The organism is Nocardioides sp. (assembly GCF_051876515.1).
Taxonomy (GTDB): Bacteria; Actinomycetota; Actinomycetes; order Propionibacteriales; family Nocardioidaceae; genus Nocardioides.
The window spans coordinates 1-18,042 of record NZ_JBJEHY010000023.1; the positions used below are offsets into that span (position 1 = coordinate 1).

The window sequence follows — 18,042 nt, forward strand, 5'->3', positions numbered from 1 at the left end:
TGACGGTGACCCTGGCGCTTCTTGTAGCCGGTCTTGTTCTTGTACTTCTGGATGATGATCTTGGGGCCCTTGGTGGCGCCGAGAACCTCAACCTTGACAGCAGCCTTGTCCAGACCGGTGGCAGTGACGTTCTCGCCATCGACGACCATCACGACGGGCAGGCTCAGGCTGTCGCCCTCAGCTGCGTCCGTGCGGTCGATCTCGATGACGTCGCCCACGGCAACCTTCTGCTGCTTGCTGCCACTGCGCACGATCGCGTACACGGCGACTCACTCTCCTCGTCCGACTGCGAAACTGGTTCGAAAACTGGTGCCCCGGCACTCGCGACATGCTGAACCCGCTCGAAGACGAGTCCGGCACGGCGAACGCACAGGGATGCGGCGCGAAACACGCCGACGGTCAAGAGTACGGGATGGGGCCGTACAGGGGCAAAACGGGGGCGCCTGCGCTCCGGGCAGGGTGCTCGGCGACGCCTGGCCGTGGTGGTGCCGGGCCCAGGAGGGCGACCGGCACCACCACGACGTACGACGTCAGCGCTTGCGTGCGCCCTTCTTCTTCACGGGCACGTGGAGCTCGGCGGCCGGGGCCTCCCCCGCCTCACCCTCGCCCGCCGGCGGACCGGCCGGGCGGGTCGCGGCACGACCCCGGGTACGGGTGACCACCGTCGGCGCCGCGGCCTCGGGGGCGGCCTCTGCGACCACCTCCGGCTTGGCGACGGCCTCGATCACGACCGGCTGCAGGGCCACGCCGCCCTCGGGCTGGCCCGCGGGACGGCTGGCCGCCCGACGCCGGGTCCGGGTGACCACGCGCGGCGCGGCCGGCTCGGCCGGAGCCTCCTCGACAGCCTGCTCGGGAGCCTCCTCGACCGGGGTTGCCTCGACGACCTCCGGGGCGGCCTCCACGGCGGGCTCCGGCTCGGACACCTCGGGCTCGACCTGCTCGGCCGGAGCAGCGGGCTCCTTGGTCTCCACCGGCTTCTGGTCCGCGGAGCGCGAGCGCCTGTTGCGGCGTCCCGGCTCACCGGCCGGCATCGCCTTCACCGGCGCGGCGGCGTCGGCGAGCAGCTCCTCACGGTCGGGCTCGGTCGACTCCTCGGCGCGGACCTCGGCAGCCGGCTGGCTGGGCTCGCCGGCGGGACCACCGGGCGGCATCTCCTTCACCGCGGCCGCACCGTCGACGGGCTCGTCGTGGCGCGCCATCGCGGCGACGTCCTTGGGCGACGGTACGCCGCCGTCGGCACCCTGCTGGGCGTTGTCGCCACCGTTGCCGCGACCACGGTTGCGGCCACGGCGCCCACGACGACCCTCGTCGTCGCCGGACTGGCCGTGGCGCGGCTCCACCGGGGCGTCGGAGATCACGAGACCACGGCCGTGGCAGTGCTCGCAGTTCTCGGAGAACGCCTCGAGCAGGCCGGTGCCGATCCGCTTGCGCGTCATCTGGACCAGACCCAGCGAGGTCACCTCGGCGACCTGGTGGCGCGTACGGTCACGGCCGAGGCACTCGACGAGGCGACGGACCACGAGGTCCCGGTTGGACTCCAGGACCATGTCGATGAAGTCGACGACGATGATGCCGCCGATGTCGCGCAGCCGCAGCTGGCGCACGATCTCCTCGGCCGCCTCCAGGTTGTTCTTGGTGACGGTCTCCTCGAGGTTGCCGCCCGACCCGGTGAACTTGCCGGTGTTGACGTCGACGACCGTCATCGCCTCGGTGCGGTCGATGATGAGCGACCCACCCGAGGGCAGCCAGACCTTGCGGTCCAGACCCTTGTGGATCTGCTCCTCGATCCGGTACGCGCCGAACACGTCCTTGCCGGCGGCCTTGCCCTCGGTGGCCGGCTCGAACCGCTCCATGCGCTCGGCCAGGTCGGGGGCGACGTGCTCGACGTACCCGTGGACGGTCTCCCAGGCGTCGTCACCGTCGATGACGAGCTTGCAGAAGTCCTCGGTGAACAGGTCACGCACGACCTTGAGGGTCAGGTCGGGCTCGCCGTACAGCAGGCGCGCGGTGGCGCCCTTGTCCTTGGCCTTGAGCTCGATGTCGTCCCAGCGGGCCTTGAGCCGCTCGACGTCGCGGGTCAGCTCCTCCTCGCTGGCGCCCTCGGCGGCCGTACGCACGATGACGCCGGCGCCGTCGGGGACGATCTCCTTGAGCAGGGTCTTGAGGCGGTGGCGCTCGGTGTCGGGCAGCTTGCGCGAGATGCCGCTGGTGGTGCCGTCCGGCACGTACACCAGGAAGCGGCCGGCCAGGCTGATCTGGCTGGTCAGGCGGGCACCCTTCTGGCCGATCGGGTCCTTGGTGACCTGCACCAGCACGTGCTGGCCGCTGGAGAGCACCGACTCGATCTTGCGGGGCTGGCCGTCCTTGTGGCCCAGGGCCTGCCAGTTGACCTCGCCGGCGTACAGGACCGCGTTGCGTCCCTTGCCGATGTCGATGAACGCGGCCTCCATGGACGGCAGGACGTTCTGGACGCGGCCCAGGTAGACGTTGCCGATGAGCGAGGTCTGCGACTCACGGGCCACGTAGTGCTCGACGAGGACCTTGTCCTCGAGCACGGCGATCTGGGTGAGGTCCTTGCGCTGGCGGATCGCCATGACGCGCTCGACGGACTCGCGGCGGGCGAGGAACTCGGCCTCGCTGACGATCGGTGCGCGGCGGCGGCCGGCCTCACGGCCCTCGCGGCGACGCTGCTTCTTGGCCTCCAGGCGGGTCGAACCGCTGACGGCAGTGATCTGGTCCTCCGCGGAGCGGGCCTTGCGCACCTTGGTGACGGTGTTGGGCTCGTCGTCGCTGTCCTCGTTGCCGTCCTCACCGGCACGGCGGCGACGGCGGCGACGACGCGAGGACGACGAACCGCCCTCGCCCTGCTCGCCCTCGGGACCGGAGCCCTCGCCCTCGGACTCGGCGGCGCCCTCGGACTCACCCTCGGCCTCGGCGTCGCCGGACTCACCGGCGCCCTCGCCGGTGGAGTCGCCGGACTTGCGGCGGCGACGGCCACCGCGGCGGCGCCGACGTCGCGCCGGGGCGCCGTCCTCGCCCTCGGCCTGCTCGGCGTCCTCGCTGGACTCCTCGGTCTCGTCCTCGGACTCGGTGGGCTCCTCGCCGTCCGCCTGTGCGGCGAGCTCCTCGGCGGTCTCCTCGTCCTCCTCGAGCGGGAGGGCCTCGTCCTCGGCCGGCGCGGCGGCCTTCTTGGCGGGCGCCTTCTTGGCGGCGGTCTTCTTCGCCGGAGCCTTCTTGGCGGCCTTCTTGGCGGGGACCTCGGCGACCGGGGTCTCCTCGCCCTCCACGGCAGCGACGTCGGCGGTCCCGGCGGCGGCCTCGGCAGCCTCGGCCTCGGCGCGCTTCTGGGCGGCGGTCTTGCGGGTACGGCGGGCCGGGGCCTTGGTGGGCTCAGGAGCCTGGAAGAGCGGGGCACCGACGCCGCTGGGCGCGTCGACGACCTCGGCGGTCTCGGCGACCTCGACGGTCTCGGTGGCGGCGACCTTCGTGGCGGCGGTCTTCTTCGCGGCCGTCTTCTTGGCCGGGGCCTTGGTGGCGGCCTTCTTGGCGGGGGTCTTCTTGGCCGCCGTCTTCTTGGCCGGAGCCGCCTCGGCCTCGTCGGCCGGGGCCTGCGCAGCCTCTGCGACCTCGGCCGCGGGGGCCTCCGCGGCGGCCTTCTTGGTCGTACGGCGTCGCGTGGCGGGCGCGGGCGCCTCGGTCGGAAGGTCGAGCGCCAGGGTCTCCTCGGCAGCGGCCGCAGCCTTCTTGGCCGGCGCCTTCTTGGCGGCGGTCTTCTTCGCCGGAGCCTTCTTCGCCGGCGCCTTCTTGGCGGCGGTCTTCTTCGCGGCCGCCTTCTTGGCGGGCGCGGTCACCGCGTCCTGTCCCTCCGCCGCGGGGGCGTCCTGGGTGGGCGTGGTGGTGTCGTCGTCGAGCATTTTCGCTCCTCAGCACCGCTGAGCGGTGTGTGTCGGCACCCTCCGCCCGGAGGCGGGTGGTGCAAAGCTTGGATGGCGGCGACTCCTCCGCCTCTGCGCGTCACCGCACGCATCCCTGCACCCGCCGCGGTCGCCAGGCCCGTGAGTCGCTGTCACCAACTCATCGGCCGCGTCGCGGTCCGGTGCCGAGGTCCGCCCGGTGTGCCGACCTGGTGGCCGGCGAGAACGTCGTCGGCTCGACGGGTGCGCGGCGGCGCCGACACTCATCGAACGATGGGCAGTATCGCACAGAACACCTGTCCGATCTGCATGCGCGCCACATCCTGTGCACGGGGCGAGCGGGCGAGGTACGACCCCCGCGGCCGGGCGCGTCGGAGGCGCTCAGCCCTGCAGCGGGTCGAGGATCTCGCCGGTCCCCGCGTCGAGGCGGCCCTGCTCCAGACGGGTGAAGACGGGGGTGCCGACCAGCTCCAGCTCACCGGCCGCGACGAGAGCGTTGGCCACGTCGTCGGGGCGGACCATGGGCTCGGTGTGCCGCACGAGGGCGACGAGACGACCGTCCTCCACTCCGATGGAGAGCACGGCCTGGCGGGCGTCGAACGTGCGGCGCCCCTTCTTGGTCATCCGCTCGACGAGCACCTCGTCGGCGGCGACGAACGCCTCCACGGCGGCCTCGACACCCTCGGTGGCCCCCAGGTCGAGGTACCAGCGGCTCGCCTCGAGGCGGTCACCGAGGCTGCCGCCGGGCGACTCGGCGACGACGAGCACGTCCAGGCCCGGCGGGAGCGCCTCGTCAAGGAGGCGGTGGATCTCGGCGGGGTCGACGACCTCGGCCAGACCGATCTCGACGTACTCGGCCTCACTGGCCGCGCCGGTCGGTGCGGCGCCGGCGTACGAGATGCGCGGGTGCGGGTTGAAGCCCGAGGAGTACGCCATCGGGACCCGGGCGCGGAACAGCGCGCGCTCGAAGGCGCGGGAGAAGTCCCGGTGGCTGGTGAAGCGCAGGCGGCCACGCTTGGCGTAACGGATCCGCAGACGCTGGACCGGCGGGGCTTGCTGCTCGGGCTGCTGACGTGGCACCGGCCAAGCCTAGGACACCGGGGCGGGTCCGACCGTTTCGGGACAGCCCTTCACTCCCCCAGCTCGTCGACGATCCGCGCGGCGATGGGCAGCGCCGAGGTGGCTGCCGGCGAGGGGGCGTTGACCACGTGCAGGGTGCGCGGGGTGCGGCGCAGCAGGAAGTCGTGGACGAACGACCCGTCCCGCAGGACCGCCTGGGCGCGGATCCCCGCCTCCCTGGGGGTCAGGTCGTCCAGGGTGAGCGAGGGGCAGTACCGCTGGCACAGCCGCAGGTAGCCGCGCTTGGACATCGAGTTCCACAGCTCCCGCGCGCCCGTACGGACGTTGGCGCGGGCCACCCGCCAGGTTCCCGGGAACCGGGCGACGTCCAGGGCGTCGCGGGCGTCGACGGAGAACTTCGGGTAGCCCTCGCGCGCGAGTCCGAGCACCGCGTTGGGGCCGACGTTGAGCCCGCCGTCGACGCTGAGGGTGAGGTGGACGCCCAGGAACGGCAGGTCCGGGTCGGGGACCGGGTAGATCAGCGTGGAGACGAGGTCGGCGCGCTCGGGGCGTACGTCGTAGTACTCGCCGCGGAACGGCACCATCGCGAAGTCGACGTCGAGACCGGCCATCCGCGCCACCCGGTCCGCCTGGATCCCGGCGCACAGGACGGCACGCTCGGCGCGGACCTCTCCCCCGGTCGTCTCCAGCACCACCTCGCCGGGGCGCTCGTCGATGCCGGTCAGCCGGGTCCGCGGCAGCAGCGTGCCGCCGGCCCGCTCGACGAGGGCGGCGAGGCGCTCGTTGATCCGGCGGTAGTCGGTGATGCCGGTCGAGGGGATGTGCAACGCACCCAGCCCGGCGACCTTGGGCTCGCGCTCACGCAGCTCGGCGGCGCTCAGGACGTACGCGGTGATGCCGTTGGCCGCTGCGCGTGCGCGGAGGTCGCCCAGGCGCGCGAGGTCGGGTGCCGAGGTGGCCACCAGCAGCTTGCCGGTGCGGCGCCACGGGACTCCGTTCTCGTCGGCGAACCGTTCGGTGGCGGCGACGCCGGCGCGGCAGAGCTCGGCCTTGAGGCTGCCCCGGGCGTAGTAGATGCCGGAGTGGATGACGCCCGAGTTGTGGCCGGTCTGGTGGACGCCGAACCCGTCCTCCTTGTCGAGCAGCGCGATCCGGCTGCCGGGGCGGCGACGGGAGAGCTCGTACGCCGTGGCCGCGCCGACGATGCCGCCCCCGACGACGGCGTAGTCGTACCGGTCCTGCGCTGCGCCGCTCACGGGGTCAGGCTACTGAGCGGCGGCCGGGGGCCCTCTCCGACTGTCCCCAAATCGGGTCAGGTGACCCAAGTTGGGGTCAGTGGGAGACGTACGCCCGGAGTTGGGGTCAGTGGGAGAGGTTCTGGAGGGCGGCAACCCTCTCCGAGTGACCCCAACCCGGGCCAGCCTCGCCGAGCGACCCCGAATCGGGTCAGGTGACCCAATTTGGGGTCAGCGGGAGACGTACGGCCCGACGCGGAACATCCGGAGACGTACGCCCAACGCGGGTCAGCCGGAGACGTACCCCGCTGCCCGGCGACCCTCAGATCACCGACAGCGGCAGCAGCTTCTGTCCCGTGGGCCCGATCTGGATCTCGGTGTTCATCTCAGGACACACGCCGCAGTCGTAGCACGGCGTCCAGCGGCAGTCCTCGATCTCGATGTCGGCGCCGTCGGCCGCGGCCTGCGCGTCCTCCCAGTCGCCCCACAGCCAGTCCTTGTCGAGGCCGGAGTCGAGGTGGTCCCAGGGCATGACCTCGTCGTAGTCGCGCTCACGGGTGGTGAACCAGTCGACGTCGACGCCGGTGCCCTCGAGCGCCGCCTCGGCCGCGGTCATCCAGCGGTCGAAGGAGAAGTGCTCGCTCCAGCCGTCGAAGCGGCCGCCGTCGCGCCACACGTTCTCGATGATCCGCCCCACGCGGCGGTCGCCGCGCGAGAGCAGGCCCTCGACGATGCCGGGCTTGCCGTCGTGGTAGCGGAAACCGATCGCGCGACCGTACTTCTTGTCGTCGCGGACGATGTCGCGCAGCTTCTTGAGCCGCTCGTCGGTGGTCTCGTGGTCGAGCTGGGCGGCCCACTGGAACGGCGTGTGCGGCTTGGGCACGAACCCGCCGATCGAGACGGTGCAGCGGATGTCGTTGCGCCCGGAGACCTCGCGGCCCTTCGCGATGACCTTCTTGGCCAGGTCGGCGATGGCCAGGACGTCCTCGTCCTCCTCGTACGGCAGGCCGCACATGAAGTACAGCTTCACCTGGCGCCAGCCGTGGCTGTACGCGGTGGAGACCGTACGGATCAGGTCCTCCTCGGTGACCATCTTGTTGATCACCTTGCGCATCCGCTCGCTGCCACCCTCGGGTGCGAACGTCAGCCCCGAGCGGCGCCCGTTGCGGGAGAACTCGTTGGCCAGGGTGATGTTGAAGGCGTCCACGCGGGTCGAGGGCAGCGACAGGGAGACGTTCTGGTCCTCGTACCGGTCGGCCAGGCCCGAGGCGATGTCGCCGATCTCGGTGTGGTCGGCGCTGGACAGGCTGAGCAGGCCGACCTCCTCGAAGCCGGACTTGCGGATGCCGTTCTCGACCATCGCGCCGATGGTCTCGATCGAGCGCTCACGCACCGGGCGGGTGATCATGCCGGCCTGGCAGAAGCGGCAGCCGCGGGTGCAGCCGCGGAAGATCTCCACGCTGAACCGCTCGTGCACGGTCTCGGCGAGCGGCACCAGCGGGTTCGCCGGGTACGGCCACGCGTCGAGGTCCATCAAGGTGTGCTTGCGGACCCGGAACGGGATGCCGGGACGGTTCGGCACGACCGCCTCGATGGACGCGTCGGCGCCGTACGTCACGTCGTAGAAGCGGGGCACGTACACGCCGCCGGAGACGGCGAGACGGCGCAGCAGCTCGTCGCGCCCGCCGGGCCGACCCTCGGTCTTCCACTCGCGCACGACCTCGCTGATCTTCAGCACGACCTCCTCACCGTCGCCGAGGACGGCGGCGTCGATGAAGTCGGCGACCGGCTCCGGGTTGAACGCGGCGTGCCCGCCGGCCAGCACCACCGGGTGGTCGTCGGTGCGGTCCTCGGCGTGCAGCGGGATGCCGGCCAGGTCGAGGGCGGTCAGCATGTTGGTGTAGCCGAGCTCGGTGGAGAAGCTGAGCCCGAAGACGTCGAAGGCGCCCACCGGACGGTGGCTGTCGACGGTGAACTGCGGGATGTCGTTGTCGCGCATCACCTGCTCCATGTCGGGCCACACCGAGTAGGTGCGCTCCGCCACGATCCAGTCGCGCTCGTTGAGGACCTCGTACAGGATCTGGACGCCCTGGTTGGGCAGGCCGACCTCGTACGCGTCGGGGTACATCAGCGCCCAGCGGACCGTCTCGCCGCCCGTCTCGGACGAGGCGGCGCAGTCCCAGTCCTTGACCACGGAGTTGAGCTCGCCACCGACGTACTGGATCGGCTTGGAGACCGAGGCGAGCTTGGCCTCCAGCAGGGGGAAGACAGACTCAACAGTCGACACGGAACAGACCTCACGCTCGGGGTTGGTACGGCCGCCTCACGGCGACACTCAAGCCTACGCGGCCTTGGGTGAGCCGCCGAACCAGCGACGCGCCCGCGACGTCCCCGCGTGCTGCCGCGACGGGAGCCCGCGTCTACCGCGCGCCGGGCGGCGCAGCCGTGCGCACGTGGATGTTCTGCAGCAGTCCCAGCGCCAGCATGCCCGCGAAGAGCGAGGAGCCGCCGTACGAGACGAAGGGCAGAGGGACACCCGTGACGGGCATGATCCCCAGACACATCCCGATGTTCTGGAACGCCTGGAACCCCCACCAGCAGGCGATGCCGGCCGCCGCGACGCGACCGAAGAGGTCGTCGGTGGCCGCGGAGATGGCCAGCGCCCGCCACACCACCAGACAGCTCAGGGCGATGAGGGCACCCGCGCCGAGCAGGCCGAGCTCCTCCCCCGCGACGGTGAAGATGAAGTCGGTGTGCTGCTCGGGGACGAACCCCGAACGCGTCTGGGACCCGTCGAACAGGCCCTGTCCGAACAGGCCGCCGTTGCCGATCGCGATGCGTGCCTGCTCGGTGTTGTACCCGGCGCCGCGCGGGTCGAGGTCGGGGTTGGTGAAGGCCAGGAAGCGGTTGAGCTGGTACTGCTTCAGCACGCCCGCGAGCACCCCGACCACCGCGACGGTGATCCCGGCCAGGGTCAGCCCGCCCAGCCAGCGCTTGGCGGCGCCGGCCACGGTCAGGGCGCCGAAGACGGTCGCCGACAGCACCAGCATCGTGCCGAGGTCCGGCTGCAGCAGGATCAGCGCGGCGGGGACGCCGGCGATGCCCAGCATCGACAGCACCTCGACGTTGCCGACGCCGCGCCCCCAGCGGCCCTCCGTACGCTCCGCGACGACCAGCGCCATGCCGATCACCACGGCGAGCTTGGCGAACTCCGAGGGCTGGATCGACATCCCCGCGATCTGGATCCACGAACGTGAGCCGTTGACGGTGGAGCCGGCGACGAGGACGGCGACCAGGCCACCGATCGAGGCCAGGTAGACCAACGGGGTCAGGATCCGGACCCACCGGTGGTCGGTGGCGAGCACCACCACGAACAGGACGAGCCCGATCGCGATGTTGACCAGCTGCTTGCGCAGGAACATCTGGGGGTCGCCGCCGGTGAGGGTGGCGTTGGTGGCCGTGGACGACCAGATCAGCACGGTGCCGAACAGGGTGAGCCCGAGCGCGGACGCCATCAGCACCCAGTCGAGGCCGGGGCCGGGCAGTCCGAGGCGGCTGCGCGACCGGGAGGTCTGCGCGACCGGTACGCGCGGGGACCGCTGCAGCGTCGCCATCACTTCCCCCTCTTCCGCGAGGCCGCCGTGCTCGGCGGCAGGATCGAACCGTCGTCGGTGAACGTGGGCAGGGTGTCGCCGGCCACGACGCCGGGGATCGCGGCCTTCTTGGTGACGACCCGCTCCCCCTGCACGCCGTACAGCGACTCCCAGACCTTGCGGATGCCGTCGCCGACCGACCCCGAGCCGGTGCCGCCCTGGCTGACCATCATCACCACGACGTAGTCCTCGTTGTACGAGGCGACCCAGCCGGTCGACTGCTTGCCGTAGACCTCGGCGGACCCCGTCTTGGCGCGGATCTTGACCTCGTCGAGGGGGAAGCCCTGCAGCTTCCAGTTCATCGTGCCGCCGGGGGCGGTGACGGTGCCGAGCGCGTCGTCGATGAACGACAGGTGGGAGCGGCTCACGTCGACCGTGCCGAGCTTCTGCGGCTTGATCCTGCGCAGCACCTTGCCCTCCGGGGTCACGACCGCCTTGGCGACGGTGGGCGCGTACAGGGTGCCGCCGTTGCCGATGGCCGCGTACCCGCGGGCCAGCTGAAGCGGGGTGACGATGGTGTCGCCCTGCCCGATGGCGAAGTTGACCGCGTCACCTGCCCGGTAGGCGTACCCCTCGATGCAGAACTCGCGCGCGAACTTGTAGACGAAGTCGCTGGTGTCCCCGTCCTGGGGCTTGTCGGCGATGCCGCAGTAGTAGTCCTTCTGCGACTCGTAGTAGGACCGCTTCCACTTCCGGTCGGCGATCCGGCCGGGCGCCTCGCCCGGCAGGTCGACGCCGGTGCGCTCGCCGAAGCCGAAGACCTTGGCCATGGAGACCAGCGGGTCCTTGGCCTTGACGTCGTCGACGTCGGTGCCGAACCGCTGCCAGAAGTCGTACCCGACGCGGTAGAAGAAGGTGTTGCAGGAGACGGCGAGCGCCTTGGCGAAGCCGATCGAGCCGTACGCACCCGACTCGTAGTTCTTGAAGACACGGTTGCCGACCTGGAAGCCCGAGGAGCACGGCAGCGAGGTGGACGTCGAGTAGCCGTTCTCCAGCGCGCCGGCCGTCATGAACGGCTTCCACGTCGAGCCCGGCGCGAACTGTCCCTGGGTCGCCCGCGAGAGCAGGGGCGTGCCCGCCTTCTCGGAGTACAGGTGGGCCAGCTCCTTCTCGCTGATGCCGCCCACCCACACGCCCGGGTCGTACGTGGGCTGGCTGGCCATCGCGACCACGCGGCCGGTCTTCGTCTCCAGCACCACCGCGGCGCCCGAGTCGGCCTCGTACTTCCGCCCGGTGACCTTGTCGGTCTGGGTGCGCAGGTACGCGATCCGCTCGGCGAGCGCCTTCTCCACGGCGGACTGCACCTTGGCGTCGATCGAGGTGACCAGGGTGTCCCCCGGCGTCGCCTCCACGTTCTCGTAGTCGCCCAGCACGCGACCCATCGAGTCGACCTGCACCCGGTTGGAGCCGGGCGTCCCGCGCAGCCACTGGTCGTACTGCTTCTCCAGACCGGCGCGGCCGACGGCCGAGGCGCCGTTGAGGGAACCGTCCTCGCGCTCCTCGGCGAGGTCGTACTCGTCCTCGGTGATCGGGCTGAGGTAGCCCAGCACGTGGGCGAGGTTGACGCCGTACGGCTGCGGGTACGAGCGCAGCGACACCTGGTCGGCCACGACGCCGGGGTAGTCCTCCTGCTGCTCGAGGACCTGGAGCGCGACCTCCTTGTCGACGTCCTGGGCGATCGGCACCGGCTGGTACGGCGACCCGTTCCAGCACTGGCCGTCCACGGCACCCTCGGCCGAGCAGGACAGCAGCCGTGCGGCGATCCGCTTCGGCGGCAGACCGACCACCACGCCGACCCGGCGCAGGAGCTCGGTGCGCTCGTCGGCGTCCATCTTGTCGAGGACGTTGCGGTCGATCGAGATCTGCCACGACGGACGGTTGTTGACCAGCGGCCGGCCCTGGGCGTCGACGACCAGGCCACGCTGCGGCTGGACCACGATGTCGCGCACGGACTGGTCGGCCGCCTGGGCCTGGTAGCCCTCACCGCCGACGACCTGGAGGTAGTACAGGCGGACGAAGAGGGTGCTGAACAGCGCCAGCACGAGCGCCTGGACGACCAGCAGCCGCCGTCGGCTCAGCAGGGAGCCCGAGACCGCCATCAGGCCACCGCCGCGCGCGGGTCCAACCGTCCCAGCAGGCGCATCAGGCCCGGCAGGACGAGCGGAGTCAGGACGACGTCCCACACGACCCCGACGAGGATGACGGTGAGCACCTCCCCCACCGACACGGCGGGGTCGGAGAGGAGCAGGCCGGTCAGCGCGAAGATCGAGCACCCCACGAACGAGGCCGCCGCGACCGTCGCGACCACGCCGAGGGCGGTGGGGCGTACGTCCGGCTTGACCCGGGCCACCACGAACGCGACCACGCTGAGCGCGAGCGCCCACCGACCCGCGACGTGGTCGGCGGGCGGCACGAGGTCGAGCAGCAGCCCGCCGGTGAACCCGAGGACGAGCGCCTGGGTGGGCGGCAGGGTGAGTCCGCAGGCGACCACGACCAGCAGGACGAGGTTGGGCACGACGCCCTGCCACGCCATGTGGCTGAAGACGGTCATCTGCAGGACGAGGGCGACCACCAGCGCCAGGAGCGCCACGGGTACACGCAGGCGGCTCATCGCAGGCTCCCGTCGGCCTCGATGACGGCGCGGTCGCTCGCGGTGCCGGAGGGCACCATCACGGCCACCACGTCGAGGGTGGAGAAGTTGACGAACGGCTCGACCACGGCACGCTGCGAGGTCTCCCGCAGGCTGCTGTACACCTCGGTGACGCGCCCGATCGGCACGCCCGCCTCGTACGGCCCGGTGTCGCTGCCCCAGGTGAGGACCACGTCGTCACGTGCCGGGACCTCGGTGGCGTCAACGAGACGCAGGTCGAGGCCGGCGTCACCCCCGAACGAGCCGTTGCCGGTGACGAAGCCGATCTCCATGCTGGACCCGACCCGCCCGCCGACGGTGGAGTCGCGGTCGACGACGAGCAGCACGGTCGCGGTCGTGGAGGTCACGCGCAGCACCCGGCCGACCAGCCCGTCGCTGCTGACCACGGTCATGTCGGGGCCGATGCCGGCCTCGGAGCCGGCGTCGATGGTGACCGTGCGGTCGAAGGACTGGGCGGGGCCGACCGCGACGACGCGGGCGGGCACCAGCGCGGTGCCCAGCTCCTCGGCGGTACGGGTCAGGGAGTCGTACTGGTCGAGGCGGTTGCGGTCGAAGTCGGTGCGCACCACCTGCTCGCGCAGGTCGGCGTTCTCACCCTCCAGCTCCTCGACGCGGTCACGCAGGTCGCCTCGGCTGGTGAACCACCCCGCGACCGCCTCGAACGGGCGGGCCAGGGTCGCCGAACCGGTCTGGACGGGCCCCAGGACCTCACCCACCGCACGGCGGGCCGGGTCGAGCGGGGAGTCGTCGGTGGCGACGTCGAGGGTGATGAGGGTGACGCTGGCCAGCACGAGGGCGACCAGCACCGATCGCGACGGGCGGCCGCGGCCCTCGAGCCGCTCGGTGCCGCTCCAGCGCCGCTCCCGTCCCTCGTTGCGCAACCCCGGCATCAGTACCTCCGCGGGTCGGTCACCAGGACGGCCTGCAGGGCCTCGAACTCCTCGACGCACTTGCCGGCACCGAAGGCCACCGAGGCGAGCGGGTCGTCGGCCACGTGCACGGGCATGCCCGTCTCGTGGCGCAGCCGCTCGTCGAGGCCGCGCAGCAGCGCTCCGCCGCCGGTCAGGACGATCCCGCGGTCCATGATGTCGCCGGCCAGCTCGGGCGGCGTCTGGTCGAGCGTGGTGCGTACGGCGTCGACGATGGTGTGCAGAGGCTCCTCGAGCGCCTGGCGCAGCTCGGCGCTGGAGACGACGACCGTGCGCGGGAGGCCGGAGACCATGTCGCGCCCGCGGATCTCGGCGTCGGGCTCGGTCGGCAGCGGGAAGGCCGACCCGAGGGACATCTTCATCTCCTCGGCGGTGCGCTCCCCCAGCATCAGGGAGTACTCCTTCTTCATCCACGCGATGATCGCCTGGTCGAGGTCGTCGCCGGCCGTGCGGACCGACAGGCTCGTCACGATGCCGCCGAGGCTGATCACGGCCACCTCGGTGGTGCCACCGCCGACGTCGACGACCATGTTGCCGGTCGCCTCGTGGACGGGCAGGCCCGCGCCGATCGCGGCGGCCATCGGCTCCTCCACGACGTACACGCGGCGGGCGCCCGCCTGGTAGCCGGCCTCCTTGACCGCGCGCTGCTCGACGGCGGTGATCCCGCTGGGCACGCAGATGACCATGCGGGGCTTGGCGAAGTACCGGCGCCGGTGCACCCGCTGGATGAAGTGGCGCAGCATCTGCTCGGTGGCCTCGAAGTCGGCGATGACACCGTCCTGCAGAGGGCGCACGGCGCTGATCGAGTCGGGCGTGCGACCGATCATCCGCTTGGCCTCGTGGCCCACCGCGAGGACCTCGCCGGTGGCGGTGTTCATCGCCACGACGGAGGGCTCGTCGAGCACGACACCCTTGCCCCGCACGTACACCAACGTGTTGGCCGTGCCGAGGTCCACCGCCATGTCGCGGCCGATGAAACTGTTTGCCATGCCAGGCGTGCCTTTGCCGGTCGGGTACTCGGGGAAGGGGGCCCGCACGCCGGCGCGCCGACCCCGCGTTCAGGGTAGGTAGTGGCGGGTTCGGATCGAGGGAGGACACGCAACCCGTGGTCAGCGCGTTCCCGACGGGTCTACCTTCTTGCCATGTCTGACGTCGACCAACTCATGAGCCAGCTTCCCATCGACCAGATCGCGGCACGCCTGGGCACCGACCCGGCCACCGCGACCGCCGCCGTTCGCAACGCGCTGCCCGCACTCCTCGGCGGCCTCCAGGCCAACGCCCAGGACCCGGCCGGCGAGGCCTCGCTGACCGAGGCACTCTCCCAGCACTCCGGCGACCTGTTCGACGGGCAGGTGGACCTCGACCGCATCGACACCGCTGACGGCGCCAAGATCACCCAGCACATCTTCGGCGACAACTCCGAGGCCGTGGTCAACCAGCTCGGTGGCGTCGGCGGCGCCAACAAGGGGCTGGTGGCCAAGCTCCTGCCGATCCTGGCCCCCATCGTGCTGAGCTACCTCGCCAAGCGCGTCAGCGGCTCGGGCGGGCAGTCCGGCGCTCTGGGCGACGTGCTCTCCCAGGTGCTGGGCGGTGCGTCCGAGGGCGCTGGCGGCTCCCAGGCCAGCGGTGGGCTCGGCGACCTGCTCGGCGGGCTCCTGGGCGGACTGCTCGGCGGCGGCCGCCGCTGAGTCGGACCTCGTACGGAGAAAGGCCCCCGCCACTCGGCGGGGGCCTTTCGTCGTACGAGGTCAGTCGCAGGAGGTCACAGGGCCGGGAACCAGATGCCGATCTCCCGGGCGGCCGACTCCTCCGAGTCGGAGCCGTGGACGATGTTCTGCTGCACGGCCAGGCCCCAGTCGCGGCCCAGGTCGCCGCGGATGGTCCCGGGCGCTGCCGTGGTGGGGTCGGTGGTGCCCGCCAGCGAGCGGAAGCCCTCGATGCAGCGCTCACCCTCGAGCACCATCGCGGCCACCGGACCGGAGAGCATGAACTCGACCAGCGGCTCGTAGAAGGGCTTGCCCTCGTGCTCGGCGTAGTGGTCGGCGAGCAGCTCGCGGGTGGCCTGCTTGAGCTCGAGCGCGACGAGGGTGTATCCCTTCGCCTCGATGCGACGGATCACCTCGCCGGTGAGACCACGGCCGACGCCGTCGGGCTTGACGAGAACCAAGGTGCGCTGGGTCATGGGACCAGCCTAGCCAGACGGTCGGCCGCGCCGCGGGTCGGCCGTCGTCAAGAGACCGCCCGGCGGGAGACCAGCAGGACGCCCAACCCCAGCACGACCGCGACCCCGCCGGCGACCGCCGTGGCCAGGACCAGCCCCTCGGCGCCATCACCCAGCGCGGCGATGACCAGCCCCGCCGTCTCCCGGGTGCTCGACGCGTCCGCGCCCGCATCGGCGGTGAGCCGCCGGAAGAGCGCGAGGTGCACCGCGCTCACCACCAGGAGACCCAGCCCACCGACGACGAGCGTCGTGCCACGACGTGGACTGACCAGCACGGCAGCGAGGAGCAGCACCGTGCCAGCGACCAGGAGGTCGGTTCCCCACCTGTCCACCGCGCTCGCGGCACGCGCCGCGGTGGCCAGCTCGGGCGAGGAGACCAGCTCGATGGTGCCGTTGACCCGCTTCAACGCCGAGGCCCCCGGGATGCCAGCGGCTTCAAGCCGCGGCACCAGGGCCTCGACGAGTGGCGCGAGCTCGACCCGCAGCGTTCCGTCGTCGAGCGCGAGTCCCTTGCCCTCGTCACGCAGAGCGGCCACGGCGTGCTCGTGGGAGCTGCGTACGGCGGTCTCCCAGGCGGGCACGAACGCGTCGCTCCCGACGACGCCCGCCACCACCCGTCGCAGCGGACCGGCCAGCGCGTCGGGCACGGACAGTTGACTCTCGACCGCCGTCACGAGCGCGTCGGTGATCGTCGCCCGCACGGCCGGCTCCTCGATCAGCGGAGCGACGGCCTCGGTGTAACGGTCGGTGTCGAGGACGGACTGCTTGGCCCAGGAGGACGGCACACCCACGGCGACGGCAGCCAGTCCGCACAGCAGGAGAAGGGTCGCGAGGAAGCGGCGGGCGGTGAGCATGGCTCACCCTCCCACGCTCACCGGGGTGGGCGTCACGAGGTTCCTCGTGACGGACGCCACCCGAGGTCGACGGCCCGGTCCGCCACGATGTCGGGAACCGGCACGTGGATCCCGTCCGCGGTCACAGGAGCACGAGCGACGCGCTCCAGCGGGACGTGACCGGCCCAGACGGCGTCCTGGTCGTCGGCCTCGCCTCCCGGACCACCGGAGCGGACCTTGACCGACGCCTCGTGCAGCGCGACGGCCAGCACGGTGGTGGCTACGAGCTCCTTGCGGGTGTGCGGTCGGAGCGACGCCGCCCGCCCGGGGACTGAGTGGTCCACGATGAGGTCGAGCGCGCGCACCTTCTCGTCAGGGTCGGTGACCTCGCGCGCCTCGCCGATGACGACGGCGCTGCGGTAGTTCATCGAGTGGTCGAAGGCGGTGTGGGCGAGGACCAGGCCGTCCACTTCCGTGACGGTCACGCACACCGTCCGCCCCAGACCGGCGGTGAGCCACCGCGACGCCACGGACCCGTGCAGGTAGAGCGTGCCGTCGCGGTCGGGACCGTTCACGTCGACGGCGTACGCGACCGGGAGCACCACCGGGTGGTCCCCGGCGACGACCCCCAGGTGTGCGATCAGACCGGCCCGCAGGACCTCGTGCAGGGCACCGCGGTCGGTGAGCGCGCGGTGGCGGCCCCGTACGACGGTGCTGCGCGGGGTGGGCTCGAGGGAGGGGCGCTCGGCCGGGCGTGTGGCGGTTGACTGCATGTGACCATGCTCCCCACCCGGTGGCCCACGCACATGGTCCAATAGCGGAAGATTTCGCTGAACCACTTCGCTCGCCACTCCCCACCCGCTCGCCGGATCCCTGGACGGAGGACCGTTGCCCGACCGCACCGATCCCGCCGCCGCGCTGGCGCTGCGCGTGGACCGCACCGACCCGCGGCCGCTGCCGACGCAGATCGCCTCGCAGCTGCGCGCCCTGGCCCTCTCCGGCGGGGCCTCCTCGCCGCAGCGTCTGCCCAGCACCCGCCGGCTCGCCGCCGACCTGCAGGTGGCGCGTGGCGTGGTCGAGGCCGCCTGGGACCAGCTGCGGGCCGAGGGCTGGCTCGAGTCCCGTCGGGGGTCCGGCACCTGGCTGGTCCCCGTCACGCTCCCCTCGCCGTCGCCGACCCCGGGCGCCCTCCCGTCCCCGGGTCTCGACGAGGACCTCGTGATGATGGACGCGGGCACCCCCTGGCGGGACCGCCGCCACGACGCGGCCTGGCGACGCGCCTGGCGGGAGATGTCGACCAGCACTCCCCCGCGCGGGTACGACGACCCCCGCGGCACCCCCACCCTGCGCGCCGCACTGGCCCAGCGCCTCAGCCGGACCCGGGGACTCGTCGTCGGCGCCGGCGACGTCCGGGTGACCGGGGGCACCACCGCCGGGCTGCGGCACCTGCTGACCGGGCTGGTCCCCGGGCCGGTCGCCCTGGAGGACCCCGGCTACCGCGCCGCGGTGCTCACCGTGACCGCGAGC

The 18,042-nt window shown here is 72.0% G+C and carries 15 protein-coding genes; 2 read left to right on the forward strand and 13 right to left on the reverse strand.

Going from position 1 to position 18,042, the window contains the following annotated elements:
* From rplU to ACI379_RS01210, 10 genes are all read right to left on the reverse strand, one after another.
* Positions 1–263, reverse strand: a 263-nt coding sequence (rplU, locus tag ACI379_RS01165; RefSeq protein WP_439790224.1) for a 50S ribosomal protein L21, incomplete at its 3' end; no start/stop codon positions are given.
* Positions 264–530: 267 nt separating this feature from the next.
* Complete coding sequence (locus ACI379_RS01170; RefSeq protein ID WP_439790225.1) at positions 531–3,914, reverse strand: Rne/Rng family ribonuclease; 3,384 nt, start codon at positions 3,912–3,914, stop codon at positions 531–533.
* Between the two features lie 381 nt (positions 3,915–4,295).
* Positions 4,296–4,994, reverse strand: a complete 699-nt coding sequence (locus ACI379_RS01175) for a TIGR03936 family radical SAM-associated protein (protein ID WP_439790226.1) — start codon at positions 4,992–4,994, stop codon at positions 4,296–4,298.
* A 50-nt stretch (positions 4,995–5,044) separates the two neighbouring features.
* Positions 5,045–6,250, reverse strand: a complete 1,206-nt coding sequence (gene lhgO, locus ACI379_RS01180) for an L-2-hydroxyglutarate oxidase (protein WP_439790227.1) — start codon at positions 6,248–6,250, stop codon at positions 5,045–5,047.
* Between the two features lie 301 nt (positions 6,251–6,551).
* A complete protein-coding gene (locus ACI379_RS01185; protein ID WP_439790228.1) occupies positions 6,552–8,516 on the reverse strand; it encodes a TIGR03960 family B12-binding radical SAM protein in 1,965 nt (654 codons plus the stop codon).
* 133 nt (positions 8,517–8,649) lie between these two features.
* Positions 8,650–9,843 (reverse strand): rod shape-determining protein RodA, encoded by a 1,194-nt coding sequence (rodA, locus tag ACI379_RS01190; protein WP_439790229.1) that lies wholly within the window; start codon positions 9,841–9,843, stop codon positions 8,650–8,652.
* A complete protein-coding gene (gene mrdA / locus ACI379_RS01195; RefSeq protein ID WP_439790230.1) occupies positions 9,843–11,981 on the reverse strand; it encodes a penicillin-binding protein 2 in 2,139 nt (712 codons plus the stop codon). Before mrdA ends, rodA begins: the two co-directional genes overlap by 1 nt.
* Positions 11,981–12,493, reverse strand: coding sequence for a rod shape-determining protein MreD (mreD, locus tag ACI379_RS01200; protein ID WP_439790231.1), 513 nt, complete (start codon positions 12,491–12,493; stop codon positions 11,981–11,983). Before mreD ends, mrdA begins: the two co-directional genes overlap by 1 nt.
* On the reverse strand, positions 12,490–13,422 hold the full coding sequence (gene mreC, locus ACI379_RS01205) for a rod shape-determining protein MreC (RefSeq protein WP_439790232.1): 933 nt from the start codon (positions 13,420–13,422) through the stop codon (positions 12,490–12,492). Before mreC ends, mreD begins: the two co-directional genes overlap by 4 nt.
* Positions 13,422–14,450 (reverse strand): rod shape-determining protein, encoded by a 1,029-nt coding sequence (locus ACI379_RS01210; protein WP_439790233.1) that lies wholly within the window; start codon positions 14,448–14,450, stop codon positions 13,422–13,424. The genes mreC and ACI379_RS01210 overlap by 1 nt, the downstream gene beginning before the upstream one ends.
* Before the next feature lie 153 nt (positions 14,451–14,603).
* Between ACI379_RS01210 and ACI379_RS01215 the strand changes: the two genes are divergently transcribed.
* Complete coding sequence (locus ACI379_RS01215) at positions 14,604–15,149, forward strand: DUF937 domain-containing protein (protein ID WP_439790234.1); 546 nt, start codon at positions 14,604–14,606, stop codon at positions 15,147–15,149.
* A 74-nt stretch (positions 15,150–15,223) separates the two neighbouring features.
* On the opposite strand, the gene ndk is transcribed toward ACI379_RS01215, so the two are convergent.
* Genes ndk through ACI379_RS01230 form a run of 3 tightly spaced genes read right to left on the reverse strand, consistent with a single transcriptional unit; the run spans position 15,224 to position 17,288 of the window.
* A complete protein-coding gene (ndk, locus tag ACI379_RS01220) occupies positions 15,224–15,643 on the reverse strand; it encodes a nucleoside-diphosphate kinase (RefSeq protein WP_439790235.1) in 420 nt (139 codons plus the stop codon).
* A 47-nt stretch (positions 15,644–15,690) separates the two neighbouring features.
* Positions 15,691–16,536 carry a hypothetical protein gene (locus ACI379_RS01225; RefSeq protein WP_439790236.1) on the reverse strand — a complete coding sequence of 282 codons (846 nt, stop codon included), beginning with the start codon at positions 16,534–16,536 and terminating at the stop codon, positions 15,691–15,693.
* A gap of 32 nt (positions 16,537–16,568) precedes the next feature.
* Complete coding sequence (locus ACI379_RS01230; RefSeq protein WP_439790237.1) at positions 16,569–17,288, reverse strand: pyridoxamine 5'-phosphate oxidase family protein; 720 nt, start codon at positions 17,286–17,288, stop codon at positions 16,569–16,571.
* 115 nt (positions 17,289–17,403) lie between these two features.
* On the opposite strand from ACI379_RS01230, the gene ACI379_RS01235 reads away from it, so the two are divergent.
* The coding region (locus ACI379_RS01235) for a GntR family transcriptional regulator (RefSeq protein WP_439790238.1) at positions 17,404–18,042 on the forward strand (639 nt) is incomplete at its 3' end.

What these genes read in the sequence shown, in the direction of transcription:
- ACI379_RS01210 (WP_439790233.1), bottom strand. Translation starts at nt 14,450, where the DNA reads ATGGCAAACAGTTTCATCGGCCGCGACATGGCGGTGGACCTCGGCACG.
- ACI379_RS01215 (WP_439790234.1), top strand. Translation starts at nt 14,604, where the DNA reads ATGTCTGACGTCGACCAACTCATGAGCCAGCTTCCCATCGACCAGATC.
- mrdA (WP_439790230.1), bottom strand. Translation starts at nt 11,981, where the DNA reads ATGGCGGTCTCGGGCTCCCTGCTGAGCCGACGGCGGCTGCTGGTCGTC.
- ACI379_RS01225 (WP_439790236.1), bottom strand. Translation starts at nt 16,536, where the DNA reads ATGCTCACCGCCCGCCGCTTCCTCGCGACCCTTCTCCTGCTGTGCGGA.
- ndk (WP_439790235.1), bottom strand. Translation starts at nt 15,643, where the DNA reads ATGACCCAGCGCACCTTGGTTCTCGTCAAGCCCGACGGCGTCGGCCGT.
- ACI379_RS01170 (WP_439790225.1), bottom strand. Translation starts at nt 3,914, where the DNA reads ATGCTCGACGACGACACCACCACGCCCACCCAGGACGCCCCCGCGGCG.
- ACI379_RS01230 (WP_439790237.1), bottom strand. Translation starts at nt 17,288, where the DNA reads ATGCAGTCAACCGCCACACGCCCGGCCGAGCGCCCCTCCCTCGAGCCC.
- mreC (WP_439790232.1), bottom strand. Translation starts at nt 13,422, where the DNA reads ATGCCGGGGTTGCGCAACGAGGGACGGGAGCGGCGCTGGAGCGGCACC.
- mreD (WP_439790231.1), bottom strand. Translation starts at nt 12,493, where the DNA reads ATGAGCCGCCTGCGTGTACCCGTGGCGCTCCTGGCGCTGGTGGTCGCC.
- rodA (WP_439790229.1), bottom strand. Translation starts at nt 9,843, where the DNA reads ATGGCGACGCTGCAGCGGTCCCCGCGCGTACCGGTCGCGCAGACCTCC.